Raw genomic sequence first — 14,876 nt, 5'->3', positions numbered from 1 at the left:
GCCTCGGCCGGCCCCGGTCAGGGCGGTGGCAGGGTGACAGTGACGATCAGACCGCCGTCCGGGCGGGGCTGCGCCTCGGCAGTGCCGCCGTGCGCGCGGGCCACCGCGCGGACGATGGACAGCCCCAGCCCGAAGCCCCGCGCGCCGACGACCCGCTCGCGTGACAGCCGACGGAAGGGCTGGAACATCGTCTCGACGTCGTAGCCGGGAATGACCGGGCCGGTGTTGCTCACGGTGAGGGTGGGCCGGCCGTCGACCAGCCCGGTGCGCACCTCCACCCAACCGTCGGTGGGCAGGTTGTGGCGCAACGCGTTCTCCACCAGGTTGAACGTGAGCCGCTCCAACAGCACCGGATCGCCGCTGGTCAGCGCAGGGGCCAGGACCCGCCGAACCGGCACGTCGGGTGCCTGCTTCCCGGCCTGCTCGGTAGTGTGCGCGCACACCTCGGCCAGGTCGACCGGCGTACGGTCGGTCAGCTCGTTCTCCGAGTCGGCCAGGGTCAGCAGACCGTCGATCAGTCGCTCGTGGCGTTCGTTGACCGCCAACAGCGACTCGCCCAGTCGCCGGGTCTCCGCCGAGGCGTCGGGGCGGGTGACCGCCAGCTCCACCAGGGCGCGGTTGAGCGCCAGCGGGGTACGCAGCTCGTGCGAGGCGTTCGCCACGAACCGGCGCTGCCCGTCGAAGGAGCGGTCCAGCCGTTCCAGCATCTCGTCGAAGGTGTCGGCGAGTTCGCGCACCTCGTCGGCAGGGCCGGTGAGCGCGATCCGCTCGTGCAGGCCACGGCCGGCGGTGTCCGCGCCGGCGATCCGGCGGGCCGTGCCGGTGATCTGGAGCAGGGGCTGCAACGCCCGACCGGCGAGCAGCCAGCCGAACGCGATCGCCACCGTCGACACCACGATCAACGCGATACCGCCCTGGGTGAGCAGCGACTCCAGCGCGTTGCGCTTCGCCTCCTCCTGCACCTCCTGCAACAGGGCGCGCAGGTTGTCGACGTTCTGCCCGCTGGGCGTCGTGGGGGCGGTCTTCGGCAGGTCCCGCAGGCTCACCCCGAACGGCTGCGGCATCCGCTGATCCACCAGCACGTACGTGACGGCGAGCAGGACCACGCCGGCCAACAGGAAGAGCCCGCCGTAGATGAGGGTGAGCCGGGCGCGGATCGTGAGGCGTTTCATCGGATCTGGTACCCCGCCCCGGGGACCGTCTCGATCACCGGCGGGTCGCCGAGTTTGCGGCGCAGCTTCATGACTGTCACCCGGACCACGTTGGTGAACGGGTCGATGTGCTCGTCCCAGGCGCGTTCCAGCAGGTCCTCGGCGGAAACCACAGCGCCTTCGGCGCGCAGCAGTTCGGCGAGCACCGCGAACTCCTTGCGGGACAGCGCCACGTGCCTGTCGTCGCGGCGTACCTCGTGTCGGGCCGGGTCGAGCTGGATGCCGGCGCGACGCAGCGTCGGCGGTGCCGCCGGGCGGGACCGGCGGGTCAGCGCGTGCACCCGGGCCGACAGCTCGACCAGGGCGAACGGCTTGGTCAGGTAGTCGTCGGCGCCGAGCGCCAACCCCGCCACCCGTTCCCGGACGGCCGCCGACGCGGTCAACATCAGCACCCGGGTCTCCCCGCCCGCGTCCACTATCGCCCGGCACACGTCGTCGCCGTGCACCACCGGCAGGTCCCGGTCCAGGACCACCACCGCGTACTCGTTGACGCCGAGCCGTTCCAGGGCGGCGTCCCCGTCGTACGCCACGTCGACAGCGAACGACTCCCGACGCAGCCACTCGGCGATCGCGTCGGCCAGCACGTTCTCGTCCTCGACCACCAGCACTCTCACCCCTCCATGGTGCTCGGGGTGCGGTAACGCCGGCATAACCGCCGACGGTAACGCCGGGGATACGCCCGCCGCCGTGCACTGGGTGTCTCGTTCGGCGAACCGCGCCGGACCTGAGCGGAAGCGGACACCATGCGACGACAGATGCTTGCGATCCCCGTCCTGCTCGCCCTGGCGCTGTCCGGGTGCGGCGCGGGAGGCGACGATGGCGGCGGGGTCGCGACCGCCGGTGGGGCGAAGGCCGAGACCGCGGCGAGTGCCACGCCGGTCAGCGACTCGGAGCGGCAACTCGCCTTCGCGCGGTGCATGCGGGAGAACGGCGTGGACATGCCCGACCCGGAGCCGGGCGGTCGTCCCGGCTTCCGGCTCGGGGCGGACGTGGATCAGCAGAAGGTCCAGGCGGCCATGGAGAAGTGTCAGGACAAGCTGCCCAACGGCGGGCAGGGACCGCAGCTCAACCCCGAGCAGGCCGAGCAGATGCGGACGCTGGCCAAGTGCATGCGGGAGAACGGGGTGCCGGACTTCCCGGACCCGGATGCCAACGGGCGGGTCCGCATCGGGGCGGGAGGCAACGCGATCAACATCGGCGACCCGGCCATGAAGGCCGCGCTGGAGAAGTGCCGGCAGCACGCGCCGCAGTTCGGAGGTGGCCGGTGACCGGCGCCATCCGACGCTCGCGGCTGCGCGCCGCCGTCACCGGCGGCGTCGTCCTGCTGGTCGCCGCCGTGGGCGTGATCGCCGCGGTCGGCTTCGACGGCAGCGCCGACGGGGGCCGCGCCCAGGCCGGCAGCGCGCCACCCGCCACCGCCACCGTCACCCGGCAGACCCTCGCCGACTCGGAGACCGCGGACGGTGAGCTGGGGTACGGCGCGACGCGTACCGCCACGGCGAAGCTCAGCGGCACCGTCACCGCGCTGGCGGCCACCGGGTCGACGCTACGCCGGGGCAGGGCGCTCTACCTGGTCGACAACGAGGAGGTGGTGCTGCTCTACGGCGGGTTGCCCGCGTACCGCACCCTCGCCCCCGGGGTGGAGGGGCCCGACGTCACGCAGTTCGAGAAGAACCTCGAAGCGTTGGGCTACACCGGCTTCACCGTCGACGACGAGTACACCGGTGCCACCGCGGACGCCGTCCGGGACTGGCAGGAGGACCTGGGCCTGACCGAGAACGGTCGGGTCGAGCCGGGGCGGGTCGTGTACGCCGACCGGGAGGTCCGGGTGGAGAGCCACCAGGTCGACGTCGGCGACCTGACCCAGCCCGGGCAGGCGGTGCTGACCTACACCGGCACCAGCCGGGTCGTCACAGTCGAGTTGGACGTGGACGACCAGCGGTTGGCCAAGCGCGACGCGAAGGTCACCGTGCGGCTGCCGGACGGACGGTCGGTGGCGGGCACGGTCAGCACTGTCGAGACCGTCGTCCAGGCCGGCGCGACCGGCGCCAACGGGCAGGCCGGCGACGCCGAGACGAAGATCGAGGTGACAGTCGCGGTGACCGACCCGAAGGCCCTCACCGGCTTCGACAAGGCCAGCGCGGACGTCACGTTCACCGTGTCGGAGCGCCGCGACGTGCTCACGGTGCCGGTGGCGGCCCTGTTGGCGCTGGCCGAGGGCGGCTACGGCGTCCAGGTCGCCGATGGCGACGGGAGCCGGGTCCTCGCGGTGACCACCGGGTTGTTCGCCGACGGCCGGGTGGAGGTCACCGGTACGGGCCTCACCGAGGGCACGACCGTGGTGGTGCCGACGTGAGCGGCGAGGTGATAGTGCTCGACCGGGTCAGCAAGCGGTACGCCGGCGGCGTCGTCGCGTTGGACGACGTTTCGCTGCGGATCGGTCACGGCGAGTTGGTGGCGATCGTCGGCCCATCCGGATCGGGCAAGTCGACAATGCTGCACCTGATCGGCACCCTGGACCGGCCGTCGTCGGGCAGCGTGCTCATCGACGGGTACGACGCGGCGAAGCTGACCGACCGGGAGTTGTCAGCGCTGCGGGCCACCCGGATCGGCTTCGTCTTCCAGCAGTTCCACCTCGCTCCCGGCGTTCCGGTCGTGGACAACGTGGCCGACGGGTTGCTCTACTCCGGCGTGCCGCTGCGGCGGCGGCGGGACCGGGCGGAGGCCGCGTTGGTCCAGGTCGGCCTGGGCCACCGGTTGGGGCACCGGCCGCACGAGCTGTCCGGCGGGGAACGGCAGAGGGTGGCAGTGGCCCGCGCTGTGGTCGGCGAGCCGGCGGTGCTGCTCGCCGACGAGCCGACCGGCAACCTGGACTCCCACTCCGGTGCCGGCGTGTTGGAGTTGCTGCACGATCTGCACCGGGCCGGCACCACAGTCGTGGTGATCACTCATGATCGGGAGATCGCGGGAAGCCTGCCCCGGCAGGTGCGGATGCGCGACGGCGCGGTGCGGCACGACTCGGCCCTCGCGTCGGGCGGGGTCGGCTGATGGCGACGCTGACCCCGGCCCGACTGCGGCCGGCGGACGTCGTGCGCGTCGGTGGGGTGGGGTTGCGGACCCGTCCGCTGCGGGCGTTTCTCTCCGCGTTGGGCATCGCGATCGGCATCGCCGCGATGATCGCGGTGGTCGGTATCTCCTCGTCGTCCCGGGCCGAGCTGGACCGGGCGCTCGACGCGCTCGGCACCAACCTGCTCACGGTCGAGCCGGGCGCCACACTGTTCGGCGCGGACGCGCAACTGCCCGAGGAGTCGATCGCGATGATCGGGCGGATAGGCCCGGTGACGGAGGTGTCCGCGACCGGGCAGGTGCCCGACGCCAAGGTGTACCGCTCGGACCGGATCCCGGCGGCCGAGACCGGTGGCATCGCCACCCGGGCGGCCCGGCTGGACCTGCTCGGCACCGTGGGAGCCGAGGTGACCACCGGCACCTGGCTCAACGAGGCGACCGCCCGCTACCCGGCGGTCGTGCTCGGCGCCACCGCCGCGCAGCGGCTCGGGATCACCTCGGCGGACCCGCAGGTGCAGGTGTGGCTGGGTGGGCGGCCGTTCACAGTGGTCGGCACCCTCGCTGCCGCACCGCTCGCCCCGGAGCTGGACACGTCGGCGTTGGTCGGCTGGGCGGCGGCGGCCGATTACCTGGGCTTCGACGGTCACCCGACCACCGTCTACACGCGGGCGCAGGAGTCGCAGGTCGAGGCGGTCCGGTCGGTGCTCGGCGCGACCGCCAACCCGGAGGCGCCGAACGAGGTCGAGGTGTCCCGGCCCTCGGACGCGCTGGCCGCCGCCGAGGCGACCGACGACGCGTTCACCGGCCTGTTGCTCGGCCTGGGCGCGGTCGCCCTGCTGGTCGGTGGGGTCGGCGTGGCGAACACCATGGTGATCTCGGTGCTGGAACGCCGAGCCGAGATCGGCCTGCGCCGGTCACTGGGCGCGACCCGCGGTCAGGTACGGGCCCAGTTCCTCACCGAGTCGCTGCTGCTCTCCGCGCTCGGCGGGATCGGTGGGGTGCTGCTGGGCATCCTGGTCACGGCGGGGTACGCGCTGTCGCAGGACTGGCCGACGGTGGTGCCGGCCTGGGCGATGCTCGGCGGGGTGGGCGCGACACTCGTCATCGGCGGCTTCGCCGGCCTTTACCCGGCGGTGCGCGCCGCCCGCCTGTCGCCGACAGAGGCGTTGGCCGCCGTCTGACTCCTGCGGCCCGGGGTGGCCTTCGGTGGCCGCGGTGGCCCGGGGTGGCCTTCGGTGGCGCGGGGGCCTGCCACGGTCGGGCGTCGGACGCGAAAGAGCGTGATGACTGGGAGACATCAAGATGTCCCACAGTCATCACGCTCTCCGCGGTGTTGCCCGGCCGGTCAGACGGGTCAGGCGATGATCGTGTCGAGGGCGATCTCGACCATCTGGCTGAAGGTCTGCTCGCGCTCCTCGGAGGTGGTCTTCTCGCCGGTCTTGATGTGGTCGCTGACGGTCAACACGGTCAGCGCGCGGGCCTTGAACCGGGCGGCGATCGTGTAGAGCGCCGCCGACTCCATCTCCACCGCCAGCACGCCGTAGTCGGCGAGGGTGTCGTACAGGTCCGGCCGGTCGGTGTAGAAGGCGTCCGCCGCCAGGATCGGACCCACGTGCATGGTGATGCCGCGCCGCTCAGCCACTTCGACCGACGTACGCAGCAGCCCGAAGTCGGCCACCGGGGCGTAGTCGATCAGCCCGTCGAAGCGCATCCGGTTCATGTTCGAGTCGGTGGACGACCCGATCGCCGCCACCACGTCCCGCAGTTGCAGGTCGGTGCTGAGGGCGCCACAGGAGCCGACCCGGATCAGCGTCTTCACGCCGTACTCGTTGATCAACTCATGGGCGTAGATGGAGGCCGACGGCATGCCCATGCCGGAGCCCTGGACGGAAACCTCGACGCCGTTCCAGCGGCCGGTGAAGCCCAGCATGCCCCGAACCGTCGAGTAGCAGGTGGCGCCCTCGAGGTAGGTCTCCGCGATCCACTTGGCCCGCAGGGGGTCACCCGGCATCAGGACCCGCTCGGCGATCTCGCCCGGCTTCGCGCCGATGTGCGTACTCATGGCAAAGATCCTGCCAGGCCGGCCCGGGCGATACCGGTTCGGCGTCGGAACCGGCGGTCCTGTACCCTCGTCGGCGGTGGCGTGTCCGAGCGGCCTAAGGAGCACGCCTCGAAAGCGTGTGAGGGTTAACGCCCTCCGAGGGTTCAAATCCCTCCGCCACCGCTCTGAAATGCAGAAACGCCCGGTCGATCCGTGAGGATCGACCGGGCGTTTTCGCGTTCAGAGCTGCTGCTCGCCGCCGTCGACGAACAGTTCGCCGCCGGTCATGAAGCTGCTCTGGTCGGAGGCGAGGAAGAGCGCGGCGTTGGCGATCTCGTCCGGGTGTGCCATCCGCTGCATGGGCACGCCCGAGGCGATGGCCTGGAGCAACCCGGGGGCCTCTGCGGGGCTTGGCGCGAGGCCGGCGAGCCCGGGGGTTTCGGTCGAGCCGGGCACCAGGGTGTTGACCCGGATCTTCCGGCCGATCAGCTCGGCGGCCCAGGTGCGGCCGAACGAGCGGATGGCCGCCTTGGACGCGGCGTAGACGCTGAACGCCGGGGTGCCGTTGCTGGCGGCGGTGGAGCCGGTGAGCACTATCGACGCGCCCTCGTTGAGCAGGGGCAGGGCCTTCTGCACTGTGAAGATGGTGCCGTAGATGTTGGTGTCGAAGGTGTTGGCGACGTGCTCGACCGTGATCGAGTCGAGTGAGCGGAACTCACCGCCGCCGGCGTTGGCGAACACCACGTCCAGCCCTGCGCCCCGTTCCTCGATCGCCCGCATCACCCGGTCCAGGTCGTCGAGCTTGCTGACATCGCTGGCGATGCCTGTGACGTTCGCGCCGATGCTGGCCACTGCCTCGTCCACCGGACCCTTGCGGCGGCCGGTGACGAAGACGTACGCGCCTTCGGCGGCGAAGCGGCGGGCGGCGGCTAGGCCGATGCCCGTGGTGCCCCCGGTGATGAGGGCGGTCTTGCCGTCGAGCTGTCCCACGATGGATCTCCTCTGTTGGGGTGTGGTGGTGCGGCCGGCCGTTGGGCCGGTGGTCAGTGGGTTGCGGAGGCGAAGCTCGGCAGGAGGGTGGCCAGCTCGCGCCACTGCGGCAGGGGCAGCGTCGGGCGGTCGAGGCCGCCGGGCTGCAGCACGTGGAGTGCGACGTGGTCCGCGCCCGCGTCCAGGTGCTCCCGGATACGCGTGGCCACCGCGTCCAGGTCACCCCAGGCGACGAGGGCGTCGATCAGGCGGTCGCTGCCGCCGGGGACCAGGTCGTCGTCGGTGAACCCGAGGCGTGCCAGGTTGGCCCGGTAGGTCGGGAAGCCGATGAACATGCCGATGCCAGCCCGAGCGGCGGCGCGGGCCCGTTCCGGGTCGTCGTCGAGGACGACGGCGAGGTGTGGCGCGATCAGCGGCTGCTCCCCGACGCGCTCGCGCTGCGTTGCCGTGTAGTCCGGTGTCACGAGGAACGGGTGCCAGCCGGCGGTTCGGTCGGCGGCCAGGTCCGCCATCTTCGGCCCGAGCGCGCCGAGGATGCGTCGTCCGGCGGGAACCGGCCGAGGCGCGGTGTCGAGGGCGTCCAGCCAGCGACGCATCGTCTCCACCGGTCGGCCGTACTCCTGGCCCGCCTGAGCTGCGGAGTGGGCGTTGCTCACCCCGAAGCCGAGAACCGTCCGGGGCCCGTGCGCGGCGTCCAGCGCGGCCAACCGATCGCCCAGAGCCGTCGGGTCCTGGCCCCAGATCGCCAGCACTCCCAGCGCGACCGTCGCGTGCGGCGCCGCCTCCAGCAGGTGCCCGACGTCGTCCACCGCGCCGACGCCGTCCAGTCCGGGCACCCACAGCGCCCGGAAACCGTGCTCGTCGAGTTCGGCCGCCGCGTCCCGGACGGCGGGTTCGGCGGCCCCACGCAGCTCCATGCTCCAGAGCCCGAACGCAGGCAGCGAGGTGTTCAGTTCAGCCGTCACACCAACCTCCAGCCAATTCTGTACCGAGCGGTACGTATCCGACCGTAGCAACCGACTGCCGCGTCCGCAAATTTCTGTACCGATCGGTTTTCGTTGCCGGTAGGATGGGCGGAGAAGGGGTGGTGGGCTGTGCCGCAGCGAGGTCGACCGCGGGGCTTCGACGCCGACGAGGCGCTGGAGCGCGCGGTGGAGGTGTTCTGGCGTCAGGGGTACGAAGGCGCTTCGGTGAGCGACCTCACCGAGGCGATGGGGATCAACAAGCCCAGCCTCTACGCCGCCTTCGGCGGTAAGGAGGAGCTGTTCCGCAAGGCCGTGGCCCGCTACGCCGAAAAGGACATGGGGTACGCGCGGGACGCCTTCGCCCAGCCGACCGCGTACGAGGTGGTCGCCACTCTGCTGCGCGAGAACGTGGTCGCCGTGACCCGGACCGACCGACCGGCCGGTTGCCTGTCGATCCAGGGCGGCACCAGCTGCTCCACCGAGAACGCGCCCATCGCCGGATTCCTCGCCAGCAGCCGCCTGGGCGGTGAGGTTGCCCTCGCCGACCGGCTCGCCCGCGCCGTCGCCGAAGGCGACCTACCCGCGCAGGCCGATCCGGTCGCGCTCGCCCGCTTCGTCATGATCGTCACCGAGGGGCAGGCGGTGCATGCCGCCGCCGGAGTCAGCAGGGAAGACCTGCGGCAGGCCGCTGAGATCGCGCTCGCCGGTTTCGCCGCCGCGTCCGGGGCGCGCCCGCCCGAGCGGGCCACCGACCCGGTCTGAGCGGTCAACGTTCGAGTAGCGCTGCCACCCCGTCGAGCAGTCGTTGCAGGCCGAATTCGAAGAGACTTTCGACGTTGAGGTCGACCGCCGTCCGGCTGAGCCGGGCCAGATGCGGAAACTCGCCCGCCGCGAGCAACCCACCGAACACGTCGGCCTGGGCCGCCATCCACTCGTCGTCGGTCAGGCCGGTGTCCTGCTCCGCCTCGGCCTCCCGCTCCAGGTTGATGGCGGTGCCTCGCACGTGGTTGGCGAGTGCGGCCACCAGGTGGAGCTGGGTGTGCTGGTCCAGGCCGTGCCGGGCGAGGGCACGCAGCGCCCACTCGGTGTGCGCGACAGCGTGCGGTGCCATCAGGGGGCGGGTCAGCGAGATGACCTGGGCCAGCCATGGATGCCGCCGGTAGATCGACCACTGAAGCCGGCTGAGCAATTCCAGTTGGGCTCGCCACCCGGGCGGGAACGTACGCGGCAACCGGTGCGCGGCGAACGCCGCGTCCGCCATCAGCACGAGGAGCTGCTCCTTGCCCCTAACCTGCCGGTACAGCGACATCGTGGGGACGTCCAACTCCGTAGCGATGCGCCGCATGCTCAGCGCCGCCAACCCCTCGGCGTCGGCGATCTTCATGGCGGTCCGCACCACCTGGTCGCGGGTCAGCCCCTGAGCCGGCAGACGTCGACCGCTGGACGGCGCACCCCGACCCGGCGCGGTCGGCTCCGCGCCGGTCACCACCATGCCCACACCCGGCACCGCCCGCACCAGGCTCTCCTGCCGCAGCGCGGTGAGCGCGCGGCTGGCGGTCGCCATGGCTACGCCCCACTCCCGGACGATCTGCCGGGTGGACGGCACCCGGTCGCCGGGGCCCAACTCGCCCGCCATGATGCGCCGTCGCAACTCCCCGACGATGCGCAGATAAGGGGGAGTAGCCTCGCCGATCTCCGCCACGGTCGCCTCCCTCGGCCTCGCGGTGACCGTAGCGCTCTAGAGCACCGGGCGGTGCCCCGTCGATGGTCGCGCGCTTCCCGCAGGCGCGTACTAGAGCTCCCTGGTCGGGTGGGTGTCAGCTCGACATGCTCGGCGCAGCCCGGTGCGTACGCCGTACCGGCATCGACCGATGGGGAGAGTCATGACCAGCATCTCGTACCCCCGATGGGCCGTCGCGGTGGGCGCTGTCGTCCTCGCCGGTTCGACGGTGACCGTCGGACCGGCCGCGGCCAACGACCACCGCCGCAGCGCGATCGTCGTCTGGACCGACCAGGGCGCGGTGCGGGGGACCGTCGCGGCCGACCACCGCACGTTCCAGGGCATCCCGTACGCAAGCCCACCGCTGGGCGCGCTGCGGTGGGCCCCGCCACAGCCCGGTCCGACGTGGACCGGAGTACGCGACGCGACCCGGCCCGGTGGTGCCTGCGCGCAACTGAAAGGACTGCCGATGGACACCCCCTCGGAGTCCGAGGACTGCCTCTACCTGAATGTCACCACCCCGCGCTCCTCCGCACGAACACCTCGACCGGTCATGGTCTTCTTGCACGGCGGGGACTTCCGGTTCGGCAGCGGCGACGGGTACGGCGGACAGCGACTGGCGGCCGCTGGCGACGTCATCGTCGTCACGGTGAACTACCGGATCGGCGCGCTCGGCTTCCTGGCGCATCCGGCGCTGGCCGGCCGGGACGGCACCACCGGCAACTTCGGCTTGCAGGATCAGCAGGCCGCTCTGCGCTGGGTAGGACGCAACGCCCCGACCTTCGGTGGTGACCCGGGCAACGTCACAGTGTTCGGCCAGTCCGCCGGAGCGACAAGCGTCTGCGCCCAGCTCGCCGCGCCGGGTTCCGCTGGCCTGTTCCACCGCGCGATCATGCAGAGCAACTCGTGCGCCAACCGGGTCCAGACCCGCACCGAGGCCATCGCGGCGGCCGACGAGTTCGCCCAAAGGATCGGCTGCACTGACCCGGCTGTGGTCGCCACCTGCCTACGCGGACGTACTCCCGCCCGGCTGATCGAGACGGTCGGCTACCCCGGCGCGGGTGTCGACCTCGGCCCGGTCGTCGACGGTCACACGTTGCCGGTGGACCCGGCCGAAGCGCTGACCACCGGGAGGCTGCATCGGGTGCCGGTGTTGACCGGGCTGAACCGTGACGAGTCCCGGCTGGTGGTGTGGGGGATGGAACGGATCGGGCTCAACTGCTCGGAGCCGCCCAAGCCGAACCAGGAGCCGGAGTCGTGCCCGCTCACCGATGAGCAGTACCGCGACCAGGTGCGCGCCATGTTCGGTGACCAGGCGGCCAAGGTGCTGGCCCGCTACCCGCGCGACCCCGCACAACCCGCCAGCGTGACGTTGGGCGCCGTGCTGACCGATCACGACTACGCCGAGCCGGTCTACTCCGCCGCGTTGGCGTTCGCGCGGCGGGTGCCGACCTTCGGGTACGAGTTCGCCGACGAGGACGCGCCGTTCTTCACCGAAGGGCCCGAGCCGACGTTCGACACCGGCGCGTACCACTGCGCCGAACTGCCGTACCTCTTCACTGTCGACTACGCCGAGGCGCTCACGCCGACCCGGCGGAGGCTCTCCGACGAGATGGTCCGCACCTGGAGCGACTTCGCCCGGACGGGTCGGGCGGGTTGGCCTCGACTGCGCCCGGAAGCCCCGTACCTGCGCGTGTTCGGCAGTGCCGGCGAGTCGGGCAGGACAGACTTCGCGGCTGCCCACTCGTACGACTTCTGGCGGTCGTTCCGCCGCTGAACGACGACTGACCTGTCGGTCGCCTCGATCCATCGTGGATCGGGGCGACCGACAGGTCAGCCCGTAGCGGCTCAGCACGGGCCCGCACCCTCGGCGAAGAGGCGGCGGGCCCAGTCCGCGTACCCGGCGATGGTTTTTCGGACAGTGCGCCCGTCGTGCAGGAACAGGTACGCGCGGTCGCCGCTGCGGGCGAGCAACCCGTCGAGCCGGTGTGTCCCCTGTGGAGCGCGCAGCCGGCTGACCTCCGGGTAGCGGTCCCAGACCTCGTCGACGGGCGAGCCCGCCGTTATGCCCTCCGGTGTCCGCATCGGGTCGCCGACCCAGAGCAGCACGAGTTTGTCCTCCATGAAGACCGGGCTGACCGTGTCGTGGCCGGCGAGCACCGGCCCGCAGGCGTCCAGGCTGGTGCGCAGGATGCCGCGTCGGGTCAACTCGTCCTCGGTGGTACCGAACTCGATGTTGCGCAGGCCGTTCAGGTCGATGATCTCCACGTTGCCGGCGGGTCGGCCGTTCGGAATCGGCCCGGTTGGCGGTACGCCGCTGCCCGCGATCGAGGCAGCCGTCAACAGCGTGGCGATAAAAGCAAATTGTCGCAATTTCATGGAATCCCCCAGTCCCCAACGGAACGGGAGCGTTCAGGTTGCTGCCGATCGCCGGATTACTGGTTTTCCCACTGTTCGACAAGCTCATCCCAGTAGTCGGCGCTGAGTCGACGTCGGCCGTGCGCCAGCCAACCCTCGGTGCTCCGCTCCAGGTGCAACCCCAGTTCGGCGAACCTGTCGATCCAGGTGCCGGGCTCCACGCCGAGCTGACTCAGCGCACAGTTGATCGGCCACTGCGCGCGCGGCGCGCTCAACTCGTCGTCGAAGCGCGGGCCCCAGGACAGCACCCCGCCCAACCACACCACTGCCGACTGGTAGCCGACGCCACCACCGAACTCCGCCTCCACATAGGCCACCGGCCCCGACTGTGACCACCGGGTCAACGCCTCGACCAGTGCCGTCGACAACACCAGGCCGAACGGGTGCGCGGCGCTGCGGTCGTCGGTGGCGAAATCAGGCAACGACCCGGTCAGCTCGATCACCAACTGTGGGGTGACCGGCAGCAACGCGAAGTCCTGGCGCAGCTCGCCGAGGACCGCGTGATCCAGCCCAGCGGTCTGCTCGCGGAGCAGCTCAACATCCGCGACCACCGCGCTGAGCTGGTAAGCCATCGATCCCTCCGCCGTCCACAGCCTGTGGATAGAACATGTGTACGACGGGCTCCCCGTCGTCGGTTCCTGGGACGGTACCGGCCGAAGGGTGGACGTGCCGGGCCCCGCTCGATGAGCGGGCCTCGGCGAGCACTGCGACAGTTGTACGGTCCTGGCCATGGCCAATCAACTGAGCGTCTCCGGTGTGCCGTTCCCGCTCGTGCCCTCGTCCGCCGAACTGTGGCGGGTCGACGAGGCGACCGGCACCGTGGCGGTCGAGGCGCAGCCGCGCACCGACATCTTCATCGACCCCAGCACCGGTTCCGCCGACGCGGCCGAGACCACCACTGTCAGTGCCGAGTCGACGCTCAACGCGGCGACGCTGCTCGGGGACCTGCCGACGGGGGACTTCCAGTTCAGCGCCCGGGTCACAGTGGGCTTCGCCGCCACGTTCGATGCCGGTGTGCTCCTGCTGTGGCTCGACGAGCGGCGCTGGGCCAAGCTGTGCTTCGAACTCTCCCCGGCAGGAGAACCGATGATCGTGTCGGTCATCTGCCGAGGTGTCGCCGACGACGCGAACGCCTTCGTCGTACCCGACCGGTCGGTGTGGCTGCGGGTCTCCCGGGTCGACGGGGTCTACGCGTACCACGCCTCGGTCGACGGTGAGACCTGGCAGCTGATCCGCGTCTTCCTCCTCGACCCCGACACGTCTCGCGACCGGATCGGCTTCGCGGGCCAGTCCCCGACCGGTGAGGGGTGCAGCGTGACGTTCGACGAGATCACGTTCCGGGCAGAGCGTCTGGGTGATCTCCGTGACGGCTCCTGACCCTGCCCTAATGGGCGTGTGACGGGGCGCAGGTCAGGTGCGTCGGGTGAGCTGGCTGACGAACGCGCGCCAGGCCGTGGGCGCGAAGGCGAGCGCCGGGCCGGTCGGGTCCTTTGAATCCCGTACGCCGATGACGCCGGGCAGGTTGTCGGCGACCTCGACGCAGTTGCCGCCGTTGCCGCTGCTGCGGCTGCTCTTGCGCCACCGGGCGCCGTTCAGCTCCATGACTCCGCCACTTCCTGGATGAGTTCGACCGACTGCCAGTGGGACAACGCCTCGCCGCGCACGTTCTCCCATGCCGCCATCATGGCCGCGATGTCCTCGGGGTCGCTAGCCACTTGTCCCTGGAGTTGGTTGTCGAGGTAGCCGGCGACCCGGTGGTCGTGGCTGTGCGCGATCACGAAGGGTCCGTTGAGGCCGGCGTAGGCGCCGACAGTGCTGGGCACGACGTGCACCCGGATGTGCGGCTCGACGCACGCCGCCGCCACGGCCAGCAGTTGCTCCCGCATCGTCGACCGGCCGCCCACCGGACGGCGGATGACCGCCTCGTCGACGACCGCCGTGAACTGCGGAGGGTCGTCCCGCTTGAGGATGCCCTGCCGGCCGAGCCGGACCGCGAGGTGCCGCTCGATCTCACCGCGGGGGATCAGGCCCGCGCCGCCCAGCACCGCGCGGGCGTACGCCTCGGTCTGGAGCAACCCCGGCAGAACTGTCGATTCGTACGACCGAAGCGACACCGCCTCGCGCTCGATCTCCTGCCACGGACGAAACCAAATGGGATCACGACGTCTTGAAGTGTCCGGCCAGATGTCCGACACGTCCTTGTGTAGAGCCTCCGCTGCCGCCAGCCGGTGGCGTGGATGCGGGATGCGGTCCTCGGTCAACCAGCGCCCCACGGTCTTCGGGTCGACGCCGACGGTCTCGGCGAGGGATTCGGTGGTGTGCCCGGTGTCGCTGAGCGCCACCCTTAGCGCATCGTTCACGGCCCCTCCATCGGATGTCCTAAATATCCGGGCACCATATCGCTACGCGGTGTACCTGTCTGGTAACTCACCCAAAGGTGGTCGATAGAAGACGGCGTGGCCGGT

General features: G+C 71.1%; 17 protein-coding genes and 1 tRNA gene. 8 read left to right on the top strand and 10 right to left on the bottom strand.

Annotation, left to right across the window (positions count from 1 at the left end):
- Positions 1 to 17: 17 nt before the first annotated feature.
- Both AB0B94_RS25455 and AB0B94_RS25450 read right to left on the bottom strand, forming a co-directional pair.
- Positions 18 to 1,172: a HAMP domain-containing sensor histidine kinase gene (locus AB0B94_RS25455; protein ID WP_357285178.1), complete on the bottom strand. Its 1,155-nt coding sequence runs from the start codon at positions 1,170 to 1,172 to the stop codon at positions 18 to 20.
- Complete coding sequence (locus AB0B94_RS25450) at positions 1,169 to 1,825, bottom strand: response regulator transcription factor (RefSeq protein ID WP_238667299.1); 657 nt, start codon at positions 1,823 to 1,825, stop codon at positions 1,169 to 1,171. The genes AB0B94_RS25455 and AB0B94_RS25450 overlap by 4 nt, the downstream gene beginning before the upstream one ends.
- A gap of 141 nt (positions 1,826 to 1,966) precedes the next feature.
- Here AB0B94_RS25450 and AB0B94_RS25445 point away from each other — a divergent pair, with 141 nt between their 5' ends.
- From AB0B94_RS25445 to AB0B94_RS25430, 4 genes are read left to right on the top strand one after another with little or no spacing between them, the layout of a single operon-like run.
- A complete protein-coding gene (locus AB0B94_RS25445) occupies positions 1,967 to 2,479 on the top strand; it encodes a hypothetical protein (protein WP_357285175.1) in 513 nt (170 codons plus the stop codon).
- The gene (locus AB0B94_RS25440; RefSeq protein ID WP_357285172.1) at positions 2,476 to 3,567 is read left to right on the top strand and encodes a peptidoglycan-binding domain-containing protein; all 1,092 of its coding nucleotides are present in this window, start codon (positions 2,476 to 2,478) and stop codon (positions 3,565 to 3,567) included. Before AB0B94_RS25445 ends, AB0B94_RS25440 begins: the two co-directional genes overlap by 4 nt.
- Before the next feature lie 8 nt (positions 3,568 to 3,575).
- Positions 3,576 to 4,259 carry an ABC transporter ATP-binding protein gene (locus tag AB0B94_RS25435; protein WP_357285270.1) on the top strand — a complete coding sequence of 228 codons (684 nt, stop codon included), beginning with the start codon at positions 3,576 to 3,578 and terminating at the stop codon, positions 4,257 to 4,259.
- Entirely contained in the window at positions 4,259 to 5,458 is a 1,200-nt protein-coding gene (locus AB0B94_RS25430; RefSeq protein ID WP_357285169.1) for an ABC transporter permease, read from the top strand. The genes AB0B94_RS25435 and AB0B94_RS25430 overlap by 1 nt, the downstream gene beginning before the upstream one ends.
- 173 nt (positions 5,459 to 5,631) lie before the next feature.
- Here AB0B94_RS25430 and deoD read toward each other — a convergent pair whose 3' ends face one another.
- Complete coding sequence (deoD, locus tag AB0B94_RS25425; protein ID WP_074315244.1) at positions 5,632 to 6,339, bottom strand: purine-nucleoside phosphorylase; 708 nt, start codon at positions 6,337 to 6,339, stop codon at positions 5,632 to 5,634.
- Between the two features lie 75 nt (positions 6,340 to 6,414).
- Between deoD and AB0B94_RS25420 the strand changes: the two genes are divergently transcribed.
- A tRNA-Ser gene (locus AB0B94_RS25420) sits at positions 6,415 to 6,501 on the top strand.
- A gap of 57 nt (positions 6,502 to 6,558) precedes the next feature.
- Here AB0B94_RS25420 and AB0B94_RS25415 read toward each other — a convergent pair.
- Both AB0B94_RS25415 and AB0B94_RS25410 read right to left on the bottom strand, forming a co-directional pair.
- Positions 6,559 to 7,308: an SDR family oxidoreductase gene (locus AB0B94_RS25415; RefSeq protein WP_357285166.1), complete on the bottom strand. Its 750-nt coding sequence runs from the start codon at positions 7,306 to 7,308 to the stop codon at positions 6,559 to 6,561.
- Positions 7,309 to 7,361: 53 nt separating this feature from the next.
- Complete coding sequence (locus AB0B94_RS25410; protein WP_357285162.1) at positions 7,362 to 8,273, bottom strand: TIGR03620 family F420-dependent LLM class oxidoreductase; 912 nt, start codon at positions 8,271 to 8,273, stop codon at positions 7,362 to 7,364.
- Between the two features lie 129 nt (positions 8,274 to 8,402).
- On the opposite strand from AB0B94_RS25410, the gene AB0B94_RS25405 reads away from it, so the two are divergent.
- Positions 8,403 to 9,035, top strand: coding sequence for a TetR/AcrR family transcriptional regulator (locus tag AB0B94_RS25405; protein ID WP_357285159.1), 633 nt, complete (start codon positions 8,403 to 8,405; stop codon positions 9,033 to 9,035).
- A 4-nt stretch (positions 9,036 to 9,039) separates the two neighbouring features.
- Here AB0B94_RS25405 and AB0B94_RS25400 read toward each other — a convergent pair whose 3' ends face one another.
- Positions 9,040 to 9,975 (bottom strand): TetR/AcrR family transcriptional regulator C-terminal domain-containing protein, encoded by a 936-nt coding sequence (locus AB0B94_RS25400; RefSeq protein WP_357285156.1) that lies wholly within the window; start codon positions 9,973 to 9,975, stop codon positions 9,040 to 9,042.
- A gap of 181 nt (positions 9,976 to 10,156) precedes the next feature.
- Here AB0B94_RS25400 and AB0B94_RS25395 point away from each other — a divergent pair, with 181 nt between their 5' ends.
- Complete coding sequence (locus tag AB0B94_RS25395; protein ID WP_357285153.1) at positions 10,157 to 11,770, top strand: carboxylesterase family protein; 1,614 nt, start codon at positions 10,157 to 10,159, stop codon at positions 11,768 to 11,770.
- A gap of 71 nt (positions 11,771 to 11,841) precedes the next feature.
- On the opposite strand, the gene AB0B94_RS25390 is transcribed toward AB0B94_RS25395, so the two are convergent.
- Together AB0B94_RS25390 and AB0B94_RS25385 are read right to left on the bottom strand one after the other, a co-directional pair.
- Positions 11,842 to 12,372, bottom strand: coding sequence for a hypothetical protein (locus tag AB0B94_RS25390; RefSeq protein ID WP_357285150.1), 531 nt, complete (start codon positions 12,370 to 12,372; stop codon positions 11,842 to 11,844).
- A gap of 56 nt (positions 12,373 to 12,428) precedes the next feature.
- The gene (locus tag AB0B94_RS25385; protein WP_357285146.1) at positions 12,429 to 12,983 is read right to left on the bottom strand and encodes a hypothetical protein; all 555 of its coding nucleotides are present in this window, start codon (positions 12,981 to 12,983) and stop codon (positions 12,429 to 12,431) included.
- A gap of 157 nt (positions 12,984 to 13,140) precedes the next feature.
- On the opposite strand from AB0B94_RS25385, the gene AB0B94_RS25380 reads away from it, so the two are divergent.
- Entirely contained in the window at positions 13,141 to 13,788 is a 648-nt protein-coding gene (locus AB0B94_RS25380; RefSeq protein WP_357285143.1) for a DUF1349 domain-containing protein, read from the top strand.
- A 33-nt stretch (positions 13,789 to 13,821) separates the two neighbouring features.
- Here the strand turns inward: AB0B94_RS25380 and AB0B94_RS25375 are convergent, their stop codons facing one another.
- Entirely contained in the window at positions 13,822 to 14,013 is a 192-nt protein-coding gene (locus AB0B94_RS25375) for a DUF397 domain-containing protein (RefSeq protein ID WP_357224749.1), read from the bottom strand.
- Positions 14,004 to 14,771, bottom strand: coding sequence for a helix-turn-helix transcriptional regulator (locus tag AB0B94_RS25370; RefSeq protein WP_357285140.1), 768 nt, complete (start codon positions 14,769 to 14,771; stop codon positions 14,004 to 14,006). The genes AB0B94_RS25375 and AB0B94_RS25370 overlap by 10 nt, the downstream gene beginning before the upstream one ends.
- Positions 14,772 to 14,876: the final 105 nt, after the last annotated feature.

It is taken from the genome of Micromonospora sp. NPDC048986, assembly GCF_040649335.1.
Classification (GTDB): Bacteria; Actinomycetota; Actinomycetes; order Mycobacteriales; family Micromonosporaceae; genus Micromonospora; species Micromonospora alfalfae.
This window is presented reverse-complemented; position numbering and strand designations above follow the sequence as displayed.